At 69.7% G+C, this 16,362-nt stretch carries 15 protein-coding genes; 7 read left to right on the forward strand and 8 right to left on the reverse strand.

Annotated features, from left to right (window positions below; all coding sequences use genetic code 11):
• Positions 1-7: 7 nt before the first annotated feature.
• The 5 genes from ACFVXC_RS17385 to ACFVXC_RS17405 form a co-directional block, all read right to left on the reverse strand.
• A complete protein-coding gene (locus tag ACFVXC_RS17385; RefSeq protein ID WP_389906189.1) occupies positions 8-796 on the reverse strand; it encodes a DUF4311 domain-containing protein in 789 nt (262 codons plus the stop codon).
• A gap of 4 nt (positions 797-800) precedes the next feature.
• The gene (locus ACFVXC_RS17390) at positions 801-1,136 is read right to left on the reverse strand and encodes a DUF4312 family protein (RefSeq protein ID WP_389906190.1); all 336 of its coding nucleotides are present in this window, start codon (positions 1,134-1,136) and stop codon (positions 801-803) included.
• The gene (locus ACFVXC_RS17395; protein ID WP_389906192.1) at positions 1,133-1,498 is read right to left on the reverse strand and encodes an SFCGS family glycine-rich protein; all 366 of its coding nucleotides are present in this window, start codon (positions 1,496-1,498) and stop codon (positions 1,133-1,135) included. Before ACFVXC_RS17395 ends, ACFVXC_RS17390 begins: the two co-directional genes overlap by 4 nt.
• A 37-nt stretch (positions 1,499-1,535) precedes the next feature.
• Complete coding sequence (locus tag ACFVXC_RS17400) at positions 1,536-1,931, reverse strand: hypothetical protein (protein ID WP_389906193.1); 396 nt, start codon at positions 1,929-1,931, stop codon at positions 1,536-1,538.
• A gap of 73 nt (positions 1,932-2,004) precedes the next feature.
• Positions 2,005-3,165 (reverse strand): amidohydrolase/deacetylase family metallohydrolase, encoded by a 1,161-nt coding sequence (locus tag ACFVXC_RS17405; RefSeq protein ID WP_389906195.1) that lies wholly within the window; start codon positions 3,163-3,165, stop codon positions 2,005-2,007.
• Positions 3,166-3,332: 167 nt separating this feature from the next.
• On the opposite strand from ACFVXC_RS17405, the gene ACFVXC_RS17410 reads away from it, so the two are divergent.
• Both ACFVXC_RS17410 and ACFVXC_RS17415 read left to right on the forward strand, forming a co-directional pair.
• Positions 3,333-4,079: an IclR family transcriptional regulator gene (locus ACFVXC_RS17410; RefSeq protein WP_389906196.1), complete on the forward strand. Its 747-nt coding sequence runs from the start codon at positions 3,333-3,335 to the stop codon at positions 4,077-4,079.
• Positions 4,080-4,221: 142 nt separating this feature from the next.
• Positions 4,222-4,905, forward strand: a complete 684-nt coding sequence (locus ACFVXC_RS17415; RefSeq protein ID WP_389906197.1) for a DUF998 domain-containing protein — start codon at positions 4,222-4,224, stop codon at positions 4,903-4,905.
• Positions 4,906-5,523: 618 nt separating this feature from the next.
• Here ACFVXC_RS17415 and ACFVXC_RS17420 read toward each other — a convergent pair.
• The 3 genes from ACFVXC_RS17420 to ACFVXC_RS17430 form a co-directional block, all read right to left on the reverse strand.
• Complete coding sequence (locus tag ACFVXC_RS17420) at positions 5,524-6,141, reverse strand: SUKH-4 family immunity protein (protein WP_389906471.1); 618 nt, start codon at positions 6,139-6,141, stop codon at positions 5,524-5,526.
• Between the two features lie 248 nt (positions 6,142-6,389).
• Positions 6,390-7,034 carry a hypothetical protein gene (locus ACFVXC_RS17425; protein ID WP_389906198.1) on the reverse strand — a complete coding sequence of 215 codons (645 nt, stop codon included), beginning with the start codon at positions 7,032-7,034 and terminating at the stop codon, positions 6,390-6,392.
• A gap of 214 nt (positions 7,035-7,248) precedes the next feature.
• Positions 7,249-7,701, reverse strand: a complete 453-nt coding sequence (locus ACFVXC_RS17430) for a GbsR/MarR family transcriptional regulator (protein WP_389906199.1) — start codon at positions 7,699-7,701, stop codon at positions 7,249-7,251.
• Between the two features lie 196 nt (positions 7,702-7,897).
• Between ACFVXC_RS17430 and ACFVXC_RS17435 the strand changes: the two genes are divergently transcribed.
• The 5 genes from ACFVXC_RS17435 to ACFVXC_RS17455 all read left to right on the forward strand — a co-directional run bounded on the left by ACFVXC_RS17435 (position 7,898) and on the right by ACFVXC_RS17455 (position 16,321).
• Positions 7,898-9,463, forward strand: coding sequence for a GMC family oxidoreductase (locus ACFVXC_RS17435; protein WP_389906201.1), 1,566 nt, complete (start codon positions 7,898-7,900; stop codon positions 9,461-9,463).
• Between the two features lie 108 nt (positions 9,464-9,571).
• On the forward strand, positions 9,572-11,020 hold the full coding sequence (locus tag ACFVXC_RS17440; protein WP_389906203.1) for an aldehyde dehydrogenase family protein: 1,449 nt from the start codon (positions 9,572-9,574) through the stop codon (positions 11,018-11,020).
• Positions 11,017-12,168: a M20 family metallopeptidase gene (locus ACFVXC_RS17445; protein WP_389906205.1), complete on the forward strand. Its 1,152-nt coding sequence runs from the start codon at positions 11,017-11,019 to the stop codon at positions 12,166-12,168. The genes ACFVXC_RS17440 and ACFVXC_RS17445 overlap by 4 nt, the downstream gene beginning before the upstream one ends.
• A gap of 276 nt (positions 12,169-12,444) precedes the next feature.
• Complete coding sequence (locus tag ACFVXC_RS17450; protein ID WP_389906207.1) at positions 12,445-15,234, forward strand: glycosyl hydrolase; 2,790 nt, start codon at positions 12,445-12,447, stop codon at positions 15,232-15,234.
• A 241-nt stretch (positions 15,235-15,475) separates the two neighbouring features.
• On the forward strand, positions 15,476-16,321 hold the full coding sequence (locus ACFVXC_RS17455) for a helix-turn-helix domain-containing protein (RefSeq protein WP_389906472.1): 846 nt from the start codon (positions 15,476-15,478) through the stop codon (positions 16,319-16,321).
• The last annotated feature ends 41 nt before the right edge of the window (positions 16,322-16,362 follow it).

Raw genomic sequence — 16,362 nt, forward strand, 5'->3', positions numbered from 1 at the left:
GCCTGCCTCACTGGGGCTTGGTGCCGGTCGCGTCGTGGAACTGCAGGAGCCAGTGCGGGACATCGACCTTCAGCTGCTGGAGCAGAGTGATGTCGGCGCCGCGCAGGACGGTGCTGGCGGCGAACAGGACGATGACTGCCCCCGCGAGAGACTTGGTGACCTTGGTCCAGCCCAGGTCGTCGACTCCCTTGCCGATGACGATGCCGAGCACGATGCCCGGGACCGCGTTGCCCATCACCAGGTGTCCGAGCCCGCCCAGGACGGTGCCCCAGGCCCCGGTGCGGCGGCCCGCGTCGACGGCGGCCATCCAGAAGATGATGGGCATCACGGGGTTGATGAGCCATTCCGATGCCGGTCCCAGGACCTTGGCGGCGACGTCCTGCAGGGAGTGCGGGATCGAGGCCGCCGTCGTGTTGAGCAGCGCGATGAGGACCATGCCGACAACGGTGCCGGTGAGGGCCATCCGCCGGGGATTGTGCAGGGTCTGGTCGAGGTTGCGGTTCTTGACCATCGCGACCGAGGCCGTCCAGTGCGGCACGATGCGGTGGTCGACGTCTCCGGTCAGCGCTCCGGTGCCGACGGCGCTCGACCAGGCGTTGAAGAGGAAGCCGAGGCCGAAGGAGAAGTGCGCGACAGGATCGTTCTGGCAGGCGTTCAGCTCGCCGAGGGTGCGGAAGGCGCCCATGCCCTGGACCTTGGGCGCGTGGAACATCCGGGCCACGCCCGCGCTCGCGCCGAAGCCGATGAGGCCACCGATGACGAGGGACTGCAGCAGGACGGTGAGGGTCTCGTTCATCGGGTCACCTCATGTGCAGGGCGTGCTGGAGCGGCGAGAGCCGCTCCTCGCGCACCGTGAAGTCGACGGCATCCAGGTCGAGTGAGGCCACCTGCACCTCGACGCGCAGGGTGATCTCGAAGCGTTGGCGGGTACGCGGGAAGAGCAGACCCAGGAACCTTTCGGTCCAACGGTGTTCAGCGGCGGAGAGCACTTCGAGCTCCAGCGGCTCCACCCGGAAGCAGACCCCTTCCGTGCGCTTGCCGACCGCCGACTGGACCTGGCCGATGGCGGTGGCGAAGGCCTTCTCGCGGGTGGGGCCCGAGCCGGTGAGGCGGAGTGTGTGGCGGGACTGCTTCACGCCGTCCTCCCCAGCTTCTTCAGGAGGGCCTCGGTGACCTTGAATCCCAGTTCCTCGCTGTCGAGGAAGCCGAAGCCGAGTACGGTGCGGCCCTGTTCGACGGCGGTCACGCCGGCCTGTGCCGATCGCATGCCGAACTCGATGTCGTGCCCGTACTTGGCCTTGGCGGTCACGGCCCCCGCGCCACCGCTGCCGCAGAAGGAGATGCCGAGGTCGGCGCCCTCGGCGGCCATCACGTCGCCCACCTTCATGTCGGCTCCGGGCCCGGGGATGACGACGGGTTCGCCGCCCGCGGCACGCACTCCGTCGGCGACCGCGTTTCCCTTGCCGAGCCGGTGTCCGATCACGATCTTCACTGTCATGGCGGTGCTCCCTGGTGTGTCGGTCATACCTGTGTCGTCATGCCTGCTGGTCGGTGTGGTCCTGTAGCTGTGCCGCCGCCTCGAAGTGCAGGGCGAGCAGCAGGACTTCGGTGTCACGCGCGGCGAACTCCCGCGGTGTGCAGTAGCTGTCGATGAGCTGACGTACGGCCGACATGCGCCCGGGGGCGACTTCGGCGGCGAGCTGGGGGTCGAGTGTGTCCAGGTGCTCGGCGGTGCGGACCCTGCGGACGAACGCCAGCGCGTGCACGGCCAGGGCGAGCGCGCGGATGTCGTCGAAGACGATGCCGCTGGACTGCGAGTAGAGGTGGGCGAGCGGGAGGAACGCTTGCAGGTCGGTACGGTCCGTCTCGGTGACGGGATGGCCGGTGTCCCGTACCGCCGCTGTCAGCCGCTCGATCAGGGGGGTGCTCAATTCATGGGCCTCTCGGTGGTGCGTTCCGGTCGGTGGTGCGGGCTCGGCCGAGGGAGCGGCTGGTGCCGGTGGTTCAGGGGGATCCGGTCCCCACCGGATGGACACGGCCCGCGCGGACGACCGCGACCGGCTCCAGGCGGGTGTCGCCGGTGCGCGTGGCGCCCTCGGCGTCGGTCAGCGTCACCGGCCCCTGCTTCTGCCGCAGCAAGGTCAGGTCCGCCGCGGAACCTGGACGCAGCGTGCCCAGGTCCTCCTTCAGGCCCAGCACGTCAGCGGCGTTCAGGGTGACGCAGCGAATCACTTGCTGCGGCGTCATGCCCAGGGCGAGGAGTTTGTCCAGGGTCGTGGCCAGCGAGTGCACCGGCCCCTCGACGCTGCGCGCGTGCAGATCCGTACTGATCGTGTACGGGTTGAACCCGGCGGCCAGCGCCCGTTCCGCGGTGGCGAAGCACAGGCTCGCGCTGCCGTGCCCGATGTCGAGACGGACGCCGCGTGCGACGGCCGCACGTGCCTGCCACTGGCTGCCGAAGAGACCGCCGGGCTTGCCGTGGAAGGCGTGCGTGACGACGTCGCCCGCGCCGAGCAGGTCAAGGACGTCGGCAAGGACCGGAGGTTCGTTGCCCACATGGACCATGACAGGTCGGCCCACCCGCTCGGCGACCCGCTTGGCGGAGCGCAGCGGGGCCAGCCCGCTGTCGCCGAGGACCGACGCGCTCATCCGGACCTTGATTCCGCGGATCTGATCGGGGTGGTCGCGCAGCGCCTTCTCGGTGGCCGCCTCGTCCACATCACCGGGCCCGTGCGAGAGCTCCCTCGGCCCGTGGACCAGGCCGTGGCGGGAGATGTTCAGCCAGCTCAGCACCCGGGTGGTGGCGGGGCGGACAACGTTGTCCGTGAAGTCGGAGAAGTCGTCACTGCCGCAACTGCCCGCGTCCACGACGGTGGTGACTCCCTGGCGCACCCCGATCGTGTCCGCGGGGGCGCCGAGGTAGGTGCGGGAAGCGTAGACGTGCGTGTGCAGGTCGATCAGGCCCGGCGTGACGAGCAGGCCGGAGGCGTCGAGCCGTTCCTCGCCGACGAGGGTGCCGGGCGCGCCGATCTCCGCGATGCGGCCGTCGTGTACGGCGACGTCACCCGGCTCGGGGGCCTCGCGCAGCGGGTCGGCCAGGAGCCCGCCCGACACCACGAGATCGAATCGTTGTCGGTGCGGGGCAGTTGCCCCGTGTACAGCCATGGACGGCCGCCTTTCCCGAGCGTGAGATGGGTGCGTGGAGCGTCCGGTGCGAGGGGCGACCCAGGGGTGCGTCGCGGCCGGAGGACAAGCGAGCGTTCCGTAGAGTAGATTGGCGTTCCGCTGTACGGACCGGTTGGCAACATAGCCCGCGTGTTCTCGGAGGGTCAATGGATCGCAGCAAGCCCGTTAATTCCGTCGCGAAGGCGCTACGGGTCCTGCACGCACTGGCCCGCCCGGACGGACCACACCGTCTCGGCGAGATCGCCGAGCACTCGGGCGTGCCCAAGGCCAGCACCCACCGGGTCCTCGCCATCCTGATCGAGGAGGGGTACGCGGCGGCCGACGGTGAGGGCCGCTACGGCAGCGGCAATCAACTCCGAGCCCTCTCCGCACTGGTGCTGGCCGACGACGGCGTCGGCATCGACGCGGTCCTGCGCGCGCTCCAGCAACGCCTCGGGCAGACCGTCCACTTGGCCGTGCTCAGCGGTGACTACGCCACGTACACGCACAAGGTCGACCCGGGCCACGCCTACCGCATCGCCAGCGACGTCGGCACCCCGCTGCCGCTGCACACCACGGCCGCGGGCAAGGCGCTGCTCGCGCATCTGCCGCAGCGCGAGGCGGACGACATCCTGGACCGCACCAAACTGCCCGCCCGCACACCCCGCACCCACACCGACCGGGCGGCTCTGGCCGAGGAGTTGGCCCGCATCCGAGCCGACGGCTACGCCACCGACTACGAGGAATCGGACGACTCCATCTGCTCGGTCGCCGCTGCGGTCCTCGACGCCGATGGCACCCCGGTCGGGGCGGTCTCGGTCTCCGCCCTCACCTTCCTCGTGACGGAGGAACAGCTCAGCAGTTTCGCACCGGCCGTGCAGCAAGCGGCGCTGGATGTCTCACGCAGACTGTGAACGCCGGTTGGGAGCAGCGCCGAACCGTACGGGGGCTTCCCCCACCCCGGTCCGGGGGATCGTCGGAGTGCTGGAGGAGAGCGCTTCATGATCCGCTGTACGCATGGAATGTGAGCGCACAGAAGGTTCAGCGGGCGCAAAGTTGAAGGCTCGGATCGGGTATGCGGCGTGGATCGTGGGTGTCGCGCAGTTCTTCGTCATCCATGGCATCGCTGAGGCGGCCTGGGCGAAACCGTACAGCTGGGCGCGGTACAACATCAGCGACTTGGGCAACGCTCACTGCGCCCTGCAGGCTGAGCCCGAGCCGCGATATGTGTGCTCTCCCGAACACGGCCTGATGAACGGGGCGTTCATCGCCCTGGGGTCGCTGCTTGTCCTAGGCGTGGCCCTGACCGGTGCTGGGCTGTGGCGCAGAGGCCGGTCCGCGATCGCGGCGCGGTTGCTGCTGGCCGCCGGTGGAGTGGGATTCGTGCTGGCCGGGCTGGCCCCCGCGGACGTGAACGAGAATCAGCACGTCCTGGGCGCCCTGCTCATCATGGCGCTCGGCAACATCGGCCTTGTCCTGGCGGGACTCGACTCCTCGACCGGTGCTCCCCGTTCGCTGCGCCGGGCGACCCTGCTGATGGGAATCACCGCGCTCGTGGCCTTGGGGCTCTTTCTCTCCCGCCACTATCTCGGGCTCGGTATGGGAGGCATGGAAAGGGTGGCAGCGTTTCCTCTCCTGGCGTGGGCGCTGGGTGTCGGCATCCTCGGTCTGATCCGCTCGACACCCCGGAGACAACAGGTGATGACTCCGGGGAACATGGCGCAGACGACCCACAGTTGATACAGCCCTGGGGCAGACGGTGGATTCCGTGGGGGAGCGGTGGTCGGCCATGGCCCATCCGGCGAGGAGCGTCAGGGCCTGTGCGGAGCGGGAGTGCGGTTCGGGGATGCAGACGTGCGGAGTCCGGTCGCCGGTGCCGCGTACGTCCAGGGCCTGGGAGCCCAGGGCGAGGTCCCCTGCGACAGGGCGGGCCCGGCGAGCTGAAGTTGAGCACCCGCCCCGACCGCCCGGCGCATCACGGGAAGCACCGCGCGGCTGACGTTGAGCAGATCGAAGACATTCGTGCCGTACACGGCGCGGGCGGCCGCGTCCGAGGCTTCCTCCCATCGCGGAGCGGAGCCGAGAAGCCATCCAGGGAGACATTTCCCTGGGTACGCCACGGTCAGGAACGCCCGTACCACGATGGCACCGACGGCCTCGGCCGCGACCTCTGCCTCGACCTCGGCCCGCCCGCTCGTGCATCCAGTGCCCGGACGCCCTGTTGTGGCTTCTGACTTCACCTCGCCCGGCCGCCTGCCGCGGACCTCATCGCCATCCTTCGCGGAGGAGACTGGCCGACAGGTAGGCGGCCCGCGTACCGCACAGGCCGCGGGTTACGTGGGCGACATCCGCCCGCCATCACCCGTAGAGAGAGCGCGCTCCCGGGCTGTCGCCCCTGAATCGCTGGCCGGCGGCGATCTCCTCACCGACCACTGACCAGACGGTCTCGTCGTCCTGGAAAGGGAGCGGATCAACGCTGCTCGTCTCCTGACGGATGCGCTCGACTTCGCGCTCCAGGCGCTCGAAGTCGGCTTCCTCTCCGCCGTCGTCGCCGCTGAAGCTGAACTCCTCGAGCACACGCTGGAACCGGAGGGCGACCTGGACGAGGGACGAGACGTCCGTGTGGAGTTCCTGGACGGTCTCCCCGTCGGCGTCGAAGGCGTGCACCTTGCCGGAACCGGGGTCGAGGGCGAGGTGGGCGTTGAGCAGCCAGCCGATGACAGGCCATTCGTCCGCGTCCGCCGGGGCATCGTCGAAGTCTTCGGCGTGGACGACGTCCTGGACGAGCGGCAGTCGGCCGGAGTGTTCGTCGGGCTCACGCAGGTGGAGCGTCCCGTCGGGGACGCCGACGGTCTGCAGGAGGCGGGCGCCCTCGGCGCCCCCGGTGGCGGGCGGGAAGGCGGTGGCGGGCAGGGTCGCGAGCCGGTCCTCACCGAAGATGTCGGCGAGTTCGCCGCGGGTGACGTTGAAAAGCACTGCCGGAACTCCGAACTCGGCGGCGGCACGGACGCCGTACGTCTCTTGGCGGATGGAAGCGATCACGACAACAGCGAGGCGGATCTAGGCGCTTGCGGCGAATCCGATTTCGCCCGGCGGCATGACCCCCTGAACGAACCAGTCGGTCCTGTGCGGTGTGCCGCGGGCAGAAACGACGTCCGCCCGGCCGCCTTCGCCCATCCCGGCGCCGCTGCGGGCCTGTGGGAACTCCTACGGGACGCCCGCCCTCAAACGAGGTCGCCGAGCGTGAAGCGATGACCCGCCCGGCGCCGTACGAAACCGCGGCGGCCTGCCAGCAGCGTGATCCCCGTCCATCCGACGAGGCCCATGGCCAGGGCGCCGATTTGGCCCGCGGGGTCGACGTCGGCGGCGGCTTCCATCGGGACGACGCCCTCCGGGTCGCTGATGACGTCGAGCCGGTCACCCACCTCCCACTCCGGGTTGTTCCCGTCATAGGTCAGCGGCTCGTCGAGTTTTCCTTCGGGGCCGATGAGGGTGAAGCGGTGGCTGTTCGAGCCGTCCTCATCGGCGCTGTCGGCTGTGATGCGGACGCTTTCACGCACTCCCCGGACATCGAGAGCGGCCTCGGGGGCGATCTGCACCGAGCCCACGAGGACGAATATCGCCGGAAGGAGGGAGACGACGGCGAGCCACACCGCGTTGTGGAGGAAGGCCAGGAGAATCGCGAAGGCGAAACACCCGATGAGGCCGGTGATGATCGGAATCACATCAGTGCCCACCGCAAGATACGAGATCCCGGTGTTGGCCGCCGCGATGGCCCAGCCAAGCCCCATCACGACGAGGGTGGACACGAAGTACCTCCCCCGACTCACGGTCGAACCCTGCGACTTCTTCGTGTCCACCTCAGTCATCAGGGCAGCATAGACAGGCCATCTGCCAGGCCCGCGCCCGGCATCACCAGGAGAGCCGGAGCCAGGGACCGGCGCGGTCGGCCTCCCATGTCGCCGCTGAGGAAGGGGCGCCTCGCGCGAGCGGCACGGTGACCACTGACGGGTCGATCGTCGGCATCGATGAGGGCCGTCGCCCCGATGACGCGGATCTGCCGTATGGGGCGATGTCGTGCCGTTATCCGGTGTGCAGGCGCTGGTACTCGTCGAGCAGGCGTCGTAGATGCCCCACCATGAAGTCGTAGTAGGCGTGCATGTCACGCAACCGCGCCTGCTGAGCCTCTGGCATGCCCAGTCCCCGTCCCCGCGCGGTCCGCGCGAGTTCGAGCAACTGCTCGGTCTGGTTGAGCTGATGCTGGAGGCAGCCGCTCCACGCGTCGTCGCGCCACACGTAACCTGCCTGGCGCACGCCGGGCACCTTGACCCGTTCGACCGTGCCGTTCGTGATGAGCAGGCGGGTCATCTCCGACGCCGAACCCTTGCTGGCTCCCAGGGCCGTCTGTAGTTCCGACAGTGTCATGGGGGTCGGGCTGAGCATCAGTACGCCCGCAAGACGGCCGGCCATGGGCGGCCATCCCATCGCGCGCCCGATCCGCTGACCGAAGTCCTCGACCAGCGGCCCGTCAGTCATGGCCGAGCTCCCGTCACCCATGACCGAACTCCCTTCGCCCATGGCTGACCTGTTGTCGGCGGCTGGCGACACTCGTCCTCCCTGTACGGAAAAAAATGAAAATTCATTCTTGACTGAACATTCCTGGTGCGTCAGATTACCAGCATCCGTGCAGGAGTCACCGGCGCGGAACACGCTCCCGTATCAAGGAGTAGAGATGGCAAAGCACGATCGCGATCTGATCGTCGTCGGCGCGGGCTCCGCGGGTGCGGCGATCGCCGCCCGCGCCGCCGCTCGCGGCCGACGGGTCCTCCTTCTGGAGGCGGGTCCCGACTACCGCTCGGCGCAGATGCCGGAGGCGTGGCGCTCGCCCAATCCCGTGGTGGCCCTCATGGACCCCGCGGCCTCGGAACATCTTGTGTGGACCGGCCTGAACTCCTCACGCACCGAGAAGCAGCCGCAGGCCCCGTACTGGCGTGGCCGGGGGGTGGGCGGCAGTTCGTCCGTCAACGGCCAGATCGCGATCCGGCCGCCGATGGAGGACTTCGAGGAATGGGCCCGGCTCGGCTGTAGCGGATGGGCGCCCGAGGACGTGCTGCCGTACTTCGCCAAGCTGGAGGACGACGACGAGTTCGGCGACAAGCCCTACCACGGCCGCGGCGGACCGACCCCGATCCACCGGACCCCGAAGAACACCTGGGGAAGCATCGACCGGGCCCTGGCCGACTCGGCCCTGGCGGCAGGGTTCGGCTGGGCCCCCGACGTCAACGCACCCGGTGCCACCGGGGTCTCGCCCTACCCGATCAACTCCCGTGACGCCCGCCGCGTCAGCGTCAACGACGCCTACCTCGAACCCGCACGTGAACTGGTCGGCCTCACCATCCGCGGCGACGCGCTGGTGGACAGCGTCATCTTCGAGAACGACCGCGCGATCGGGGTCCGTGTGGTGATCGGCGGATCCCTCGTCACCGAGTACGCGGACGAGGTGATCCTCAGCGCGGGAGTGATCCACTCGCCGGCGATCCTGCTGCGCTCGGGCATCGGCCCCGCCGGTCAGCTGCGGGCGCTGGGGATCGAGGTCCGCCAGGACCTGCCGGTCGGCCGCGGTATGCAGGACCACGCGATGGTGGTGCTCTCGCTGCCGTTGCGGGCCGAAGCCGCCATCAAGTCACCGCACGATCGGCACACCAACGTCTGCGTGCGCTGGTCCAGCGGGACCGGTACGCACTCCGACGACCTCATGTTCGTCTCGCTCAACCAGAACGTCCTTGCCATGGCCACGGCGAACACCCAGTCGCACGCAGGTGCCTTCGGTGTCTGGCTGAACCGGGCCCACTCGCGCGGTGAGCTCACCCTGGTCTCCACCGACCCCTCGGCGCACCCGTACGTCGCCCAGCGGATGCTTTCCGACGAGCGCGATCTCGCCACGATGAGGGAAGGCGTGCGCGCCCTCGTCGAGTTGAGCGGCAGCCCCGAGACAGCAGCCGTCCTCAGCGGATCGATCGAAGAGGTGAACCGTCCGCTGTTCGAGGCACTGGCGAACGACAGTCACCTGGACGACCACCTGCTGTCCACGGTCATCGACGCCCAGCACGGCACGAGCACCTGCCGGATGGGCGCCCCCGGGGACGCCGAGGCGGTCGTCGACCCGGCGTGCCGGGTGCGGGGTGTCCGGGGTCTGCGAGTTGTGGACGCCTCGGTCTTTCCTTCCGTGCCCCGGGCCAACACCAATCTCGCCGCCATCATGACCGGCGAGCTCATGGCCGACCGGCTCGACGCCTGATCCCGCCCGTACCGCGCCCCCTGCTCCCGCCTCGTACCGCCCCCCTGCTCCCGCCTCGTACCGCGCCCCTGCTCCGCCCCCCGGTACCGAACAGAAACGGCCACAACCATGGATACCCTGCAGAACTTCATCGGCGGCCAATGGGAAGAACCGGTCGGCGAGGATGTCGTCGCCGTGGTCAACCCCGCCACGGAGGAAGCCTTCGCGCAGTTCCGCGCGGGCGGTGCCGACGACGTCGACCGCGCCGTTACCGTGGCCGTCGCGGCGCAACCCGAATGGGCCGCGCTCACCGTGGCGCGGCGCGTGGAACTGATTCACGCCTGGGCCGACACGATCGAGGCACACGCCGACGAACTGGCCGAACTGGAATGCAAGGAGATGGGCAAGCCGGTCGGCATCGGGCGCTCCTTCATAGCGGGGGCCGTGGCCGGACTGAAGGCCGCCGCGGACCAGGCGCACACCTACCCCTTCAGCGAAACGGTGACCGGCCCGGGTCCGGAGGGAGAGCGGACCGACATCGTCCGCCACCCGCTCGGCGTCACCGCAGTGGTCACTCCGTGGAACTTTCCCGTTGTCATGGTCCTCGGCGCACTCGGCCCGCTGCTCGCCGCCGGGAACACCGTCGTGGTCAAGCCCTCCGAGCGATCCCCGGTCTCCACGGTGCGGCTGCTGGAGCTGGCCGCCTCGGTCGGACTGCCCCCGGGGGTGTTGAACCTGGTCCTGGGCGATGGCCGTACCGGCGCCGCGCTGACGGAACACGAAGCAGTACAGCTCGTCCACTTCACCGGCTCGGTCGGGGCAGGCCGTGCAGTGGGGACGGCGACCGGACACCGCCTGATCCGCTCCGTGCTCGAACTCGGCGGAAAGGACGCCGTCGTGATCGACGCCGGAGTCGATCCGGTGGCCACCGCGCAGGCCGTCGCGTTCGGCGCGTTCATCAACACCGGCCAGATCTGCACCTCGATGGAACGGATCTACGTTCATGAGCGGATCGCGGACGAGTTCGTCGAGGCGCTCGTCGCGGCGGCGCGGACCTTCACCATCGGCGACGGTCTCGACCCCGCCACGGTGCTCGGGCCACTCGTGGACGCGCGGCAACGCGACACCGTACGACGCCATGTCGAGGACGCCGTGCACAAGGGCGCCACCGTGCGCGCGGGCGGAGCCGTACCGGAACGTCCCGGCTACTTCTATCCGGCGACCGTGCTCACCGGAGTCGACGACACCATGCTCGTGATGACCGAGGAGACATTCGGTCCCATAGCGCCCGTCACCGTCGTGGCCGGCTTCGAGGAGGGCCTCACCCGCGCGGCTGCCTCCCGCTACGGCCTCGCCGCCACCGTGTACACCGACGACCCCGATCACATCGCGGCAGCCGCGCGACTGCCCGTGGGCGTCGTATGGGTCAACCAGTGGCAGGGCGGCGGCCCCGAGCGGCTGTACGAACCCGCCCGCGACAGCGGCATGGGGGCTACCGGAGCCCGTGCCGCGTACGACGCGGCGACCCGGCCCGCCGCCGTGCACATCACCGCCACCGCCCCGGCGGCCGGCCTGTGATCGCCGCCAAGGAGGCCGCGGCACGGCACGTCCGAGCCGCGGCGGACGACCTGATCGCCCTGTCCCACCGGATCCACGCCAACCCCGAACTGGCCTTCGAGGAGTATCTCGCGAGCCGATGGGTCGCCGACGCCCTGAGCGACGCGGGGTTCGAGGTCAAGCACGGATACTGCGGGCTGCCGACCGCCGTGGAAGCGACGGTCGGCACCGGACCGACCCACATCGCGATCTGCGCGGAGTACGACGCCCTGCCCGACATCGGACACGCCTGCGGCCACAACATCATCGCCGCAGCGGCTGTCGGCGCCGGTATCGGTCTTGCTCCCTTGGCGGACGAACTCGGCCTGACGGTGCGGATACTCGGCACTCCCGCCGAGGAAGGCGGCGGCGGCAAGGTGCTGATGCTGGAACAGGGCGCCTTCGACGGCGTACACGCGGCGATGATGGTTCATCCGGCGGCGGTCGAGATGGCGGCGATGCCGGGCCTGGCCGTCACCCAGTTCGACGTGGACTACAGAGGCAAGGCGGCACATGCCGGTGCCTATCCCGAGCTGGGTGTCAACGCGGCGGATGCCATGACCCTCGCCCAGGTGGGCATCGGGCTGCTGCGCCAGCAGACCACCGCCTCCGACCGAATACACGGCATCGTGACCCAGGCCGGCTCCGCCGCCAATGTCATCCCCGACGTCAGCCGCGGCCGCTGGATCGTGCGCAGCGACACCCTGGACGCCCTGGGGCCGTTGGCCGGGCGGGTGCACCGCTGCTTCGAAGCGGGCGCACTGGCCACCGGCTGCGACCTGTCCACCACGAAGGTCGGCCCCGACTACGCCGACCTGCGGCCGGATCAGGGCCTGCTTGACCTGTGGGTCGCCAACGCTTCGGCACTCGGCCGCAGCTTCCCCGAACTGCCGAAGAGCGTCGCGGGCGCCGCCACCGACATGGGGAACGTCTCCCATGTCGTTCCCACCATCCACCCCATGCTCGGCCTCGACTGCCGACCCGCGGTCAACCACCAACCGGAATTCACCGCCGCGTGCCGCACACAGACAGCGGACCGGGCCGTACTCGACGGGGCGACCGGCATGGCCTGGACGGCCATCGACGTCGCCCTCGCGGCCGAACGAGGTGCGGACAAGCCGCACACGTAGCCATGCGCGACGTGGCCGGGGCCCGAGGACGGGAGGCAGGCTTCGGCGATGTCGTCCCCTGCGTTCGCGTCGGGTGGCGGCGGGGGAGTGGTGCGGTTGAAGCGTGCCCCGCCACAGGAGAGTCTCGTCAAGACTCGAAGGCGCGGCGGCTTGGCGTCGGGCGCTCAACTCACGTCTGCACCAGCTATTGACGCTTGTTTGCACTGGCTTTACGTTCCTCGACATCTGAGAGCGCTCTCAAGACGCCCTCACTGTCATGACTTCGAGGTGCCGTCCATGCCAGACCCCCGCTTACGACTCGTCCCTCGTCACAGACCGGCCGCCGCCCTGGTGCTGGTCGCAGCGCTGGCCGCCATCGGTCTCGGCCCCGCCGCCACTCCCGCGGCGGCAGCCAACATCCCGGTAGGCTCCGGCAGTTACTCCGACACCCGCCCCGCGGGAACCTCCGGACCCACCACCAACACCGGCACCCCGGTGACCCCCAAGGTCACCCCGGCCGCCAAGGACAAGCCGGTCCCCACCAACGACTGGTGGTCCTCCCTGGCCTTCCAGCGGTACGGCGACAATCCGTACTCCACCCCGATGTACGGACACCCGCTCACCTACCAGGCCACCGCCGGTGGCCTGGAGGTCGGCTACCCCACCACCCCCGCTGTCGTCGGCGAGGGCCGCCAGTACGAGTACGCGCACAAGCGCGACCTCACCCTCGGCCTGAGCGGCCTCAACTCCCCGGACACCAAGGCCGACGCCTGGTCCGACTGGACCGTCACCCCCTACTGGTCGGACGGCACCCGCACCCTGCGCACCACCATCGGCCACGGCCTGCCCTTCGTGTACGCCAAGGGTTCGGGCGGCAACGCACAGATCACCACCGCCGCCGCGCCGACTGTCTTCGCGGACCAGGGAAACGTCCTCGGGATCACGGTCGCGGGCCACCACTACGCCCTCTTCGCCCCGAGCGGCAGCGACTGGACCGTCTCGGGCTCTACGGTCACCGCCGGTCTGGGCGCCAAGGACTACTTCTCCCTCGCCGTCCTCCCGTCGACCGACGCGCTCGCCACGTACAAGAAGTACGCCTACAGCTTCGTCACCGGATCCAAGGCGACCTGGTCCTCGACGGCGGGCTCGGTGAAGGCGGGTTACACCCTCACCACACAGGCGCAGGAAGGCAGCGAGACCGGAACGCTCCAGGCGCTCTACCGCCACCAGTGGCTGCACACGACCGATCCGCTGACCTCCTACACCTATGTGTCGCCGCGCGGCACGATGAAGGTCCGCGAGGGCACGTCCTTCACCACCACCCAGAAGTCGTCGTCGGTCCTGCCCGCCGTCCCGAAGTCCTCGGGCGTCGACCGGGCGCGCCTGAAGGCGTACCTCGACGATGTGGCGAACGCGGCCGACCCGTTCTCGGGCGCCACCGACACCTACTGGACGGGCAAGGCGCTCGGCAGACTCGCCCAACTCGTCCCGGTCGCCGACCAGATCGGTGAGACCGCCACCCGCGACAAACTCCTCGGCCTGCTCAAGGGCCGGCTCCAGGAGTGGTTCACCGCCGGCGGTGCGAGTGAGTTCTCGTACGACAAGGACTGGAAGACCCTGACCGGCTACCCGGCGTCGTACGGCAGCGACACGGAACTCAACGACCACCACTTCCACTACAGCTACTACGTCTACGCGGCGGCGATCGTTGCCCAGTACGACCAGGCCTGGGCCGCCGACTCGGCGTGGGGCGGCATGGTGAAGACCCTCATCAAGGACGCGGCCAACCCAGCCCGCGGCGACACGGCCTTCCCCTTCCTCCGCGGCTTCGATGTGTACGCGGGCCACAGCTGGGCCTCCGGGCACCAGGGTTTCGCCGCGGGGAACAACCAGGAGTCGTCGTCCGAGTCGACGAACCTCAGCGCGGCCCTGGTGCTCTGGGGATCGGCCACTGACAACGCCGAACTCCGCGACCTGGGTGCCTACTTGCTGACCACCGAGTCGGAGGCGATCGCCCAGTACTGGTTCGACGCCGACGAGCAGGTGTTCCCCTCCGGCTTCGGCCATGACACGGCCGGGATGGTGTGGGGGAGCGGAGCGGCGTACTCGACGTGGTGGACGGCGAACCCCGAGGAGATCCACGGCATCAACGCCCTCCCGATCACCGGCGGCTCACTCCACCTGGCCGGACACAAGTCCGCGATCCGGCGCAACCTCGCGGAAATGGTGCGGGAGAACGGCGGCTCGGCCGTCGAGTGGCGCGACATCCTCTGGGAATTCGAATCGCTCGCCGACCCCGCCGCGGCCAAGACCAAGTGGGACGCGGGCAACGCCGGTTACACGCCCGAGCAGGGTGAGTCCAAGGCGCACACCTACCACTGGATCGCCACCCTGGACGCGCTCGGCGCTCCCGACGCGACGATCACGGGCGACATCCCGACATCGGCGGTCTTCACCAAGGGGACGGTGCGCACCTACGCGGCGCACAACTTCGGCGCCTCGCCCCGCACGGTCACCTTCTCCGACGGCGCGACCCTCACGGTCCCGGCCCGCTCCACGGCGACGGGCACCGGAACGGGTGGCGGCGACCCGGACCCCGACCCGCCCACGGGGAACGTCTTCCAGCTCCGTACGGGAGGCACACTCACCACGGCGACCGGCGCCGCAGGCGGCAGCGACGCCCTCGCGTCGGCGGGAGGCGCGAACCACGACGGCACGCCGTACCAGCCACTGGTCTACGAGGCGACGAAGGTGAACGGCACGCTCACGGCGGGCAAGTCCACGGCCTTCCGCCTCCAGCTGGACGCGGGGACCGCGGTCGGTCTGGGCCATCAGGCCAGGATCAGCTACGACCTCACGGGCGACGGCACCTTCGAACGGACCGAGACCTACCGGTACTTCGCGACTGATCCGGTGACCGGCTGGGAGGCCTACAGCGAGGGCAGTGGTCTCAAATCGGCGACGGGCGCGCTCGGGAACCTGAAGGGCGGGACGGTACGCCTGGAGGTGTGGTCGGCGATCGGCGACGCCCCGGCGAAGCTCAGGACCGGGACGGCCGATTCGACACTGACGATCCCGTTCGGCTGACAGCGGATCAGTCTCTGTGGCGCGTCCGCCACCGCTTCTGCCAGGACCGGGGAGGGAGCGGTGGCGGACGCGCTCACGGCCGCAGGAGCCGTAGCCCAGTCGAGCGTGTCCGGGCGGTGGTGTCCGTCGCGGTCCGGGTGGTGCCGGTTCGTCGCAGGTCAGGGGGCTCGCGGTGCCGCCGAGGGCCCCGGCTAGACTCGTCCGTATGGTCCGATCGTCCCGTGATGACGCGAGCCCCGGGATGTGGCGGCAAGAGGCGGGCGCTGTGGTGCGCCGGGTCGAGCCGTTCCCGGAGCAGGCGATAGCACCTTTCGCCATTTTCGCCGGGCTGCAGATACCCCGTGTCCCCACGGAGTGGGCGCCGCACTCGCATCCCCGGCACGAACTCGTCTGGGTCCGCGGCGGAACACTGACGTCCCGGGTGGCGGACCGCGTCTTCACCGTGTCCGAGGGGTACGGGCTGTGGATGCCCGCCGGAGTGGTGCACGGAGGCCGGGCGACGGCGGGTGCGGAGTTCCACGAGGCCTTCTTCGCCCCCGACCGCACACCGGCCGCGCTCGCGTTCGACGAGCCGCGAGCGATCGCGATGACGCCCTTGCTGGAGTCACTTCTGACTCATCTCTCCGACACGGATCTCGACGCGGCGGCCAGAGCGCGGGCGGAGTCGGTCGTGTTCGACGTGCTCCAGCCGTCGGAACGCCAGTTCGCGTTGCAGCTGCCCGGCGACTCGCGGGTCGACGCGATCGCCGAAGCCCTGCTCGACGATCCCGCCGACTCCCGCTCGCTGGAGGAGTGGGCGCGATGGCTGGGTATCAGCGACCGCACGATCACTCGCGCGTTCCGCCACGCCACCGGCCTGTCCTTCGCGCAGTGGCGGCAGGCGCTGCGTGTGCACCGGGCGCTGACGCTCCTCTCCGAGGGGTTCGAGGTGGCGACCGTCTCCGAGGTCCTCGGCTACGCGCAGCCCAGCACCTTCATCGCCGCCTTCCGACGGATCACCGGAACCACCCCGGGCGCGTTCTTCGACGCCGCCGACGACGCCCCGGAGGGTGTCCGAAATCCCGTATCGGGTGTCCAGAACTCCTGATTGTCGACATGGCGAGCGATATATAAGCTCCTCGGAGTTAG

This window comes from Streptomyces sp. NPDC058257, assembly GCF_042881845.1.
Classification (GTDB): Bacteria; Actinomycetota; Actinomycetes; order Streptomycetales; family Streptomycetaceae; genus Streptomyces.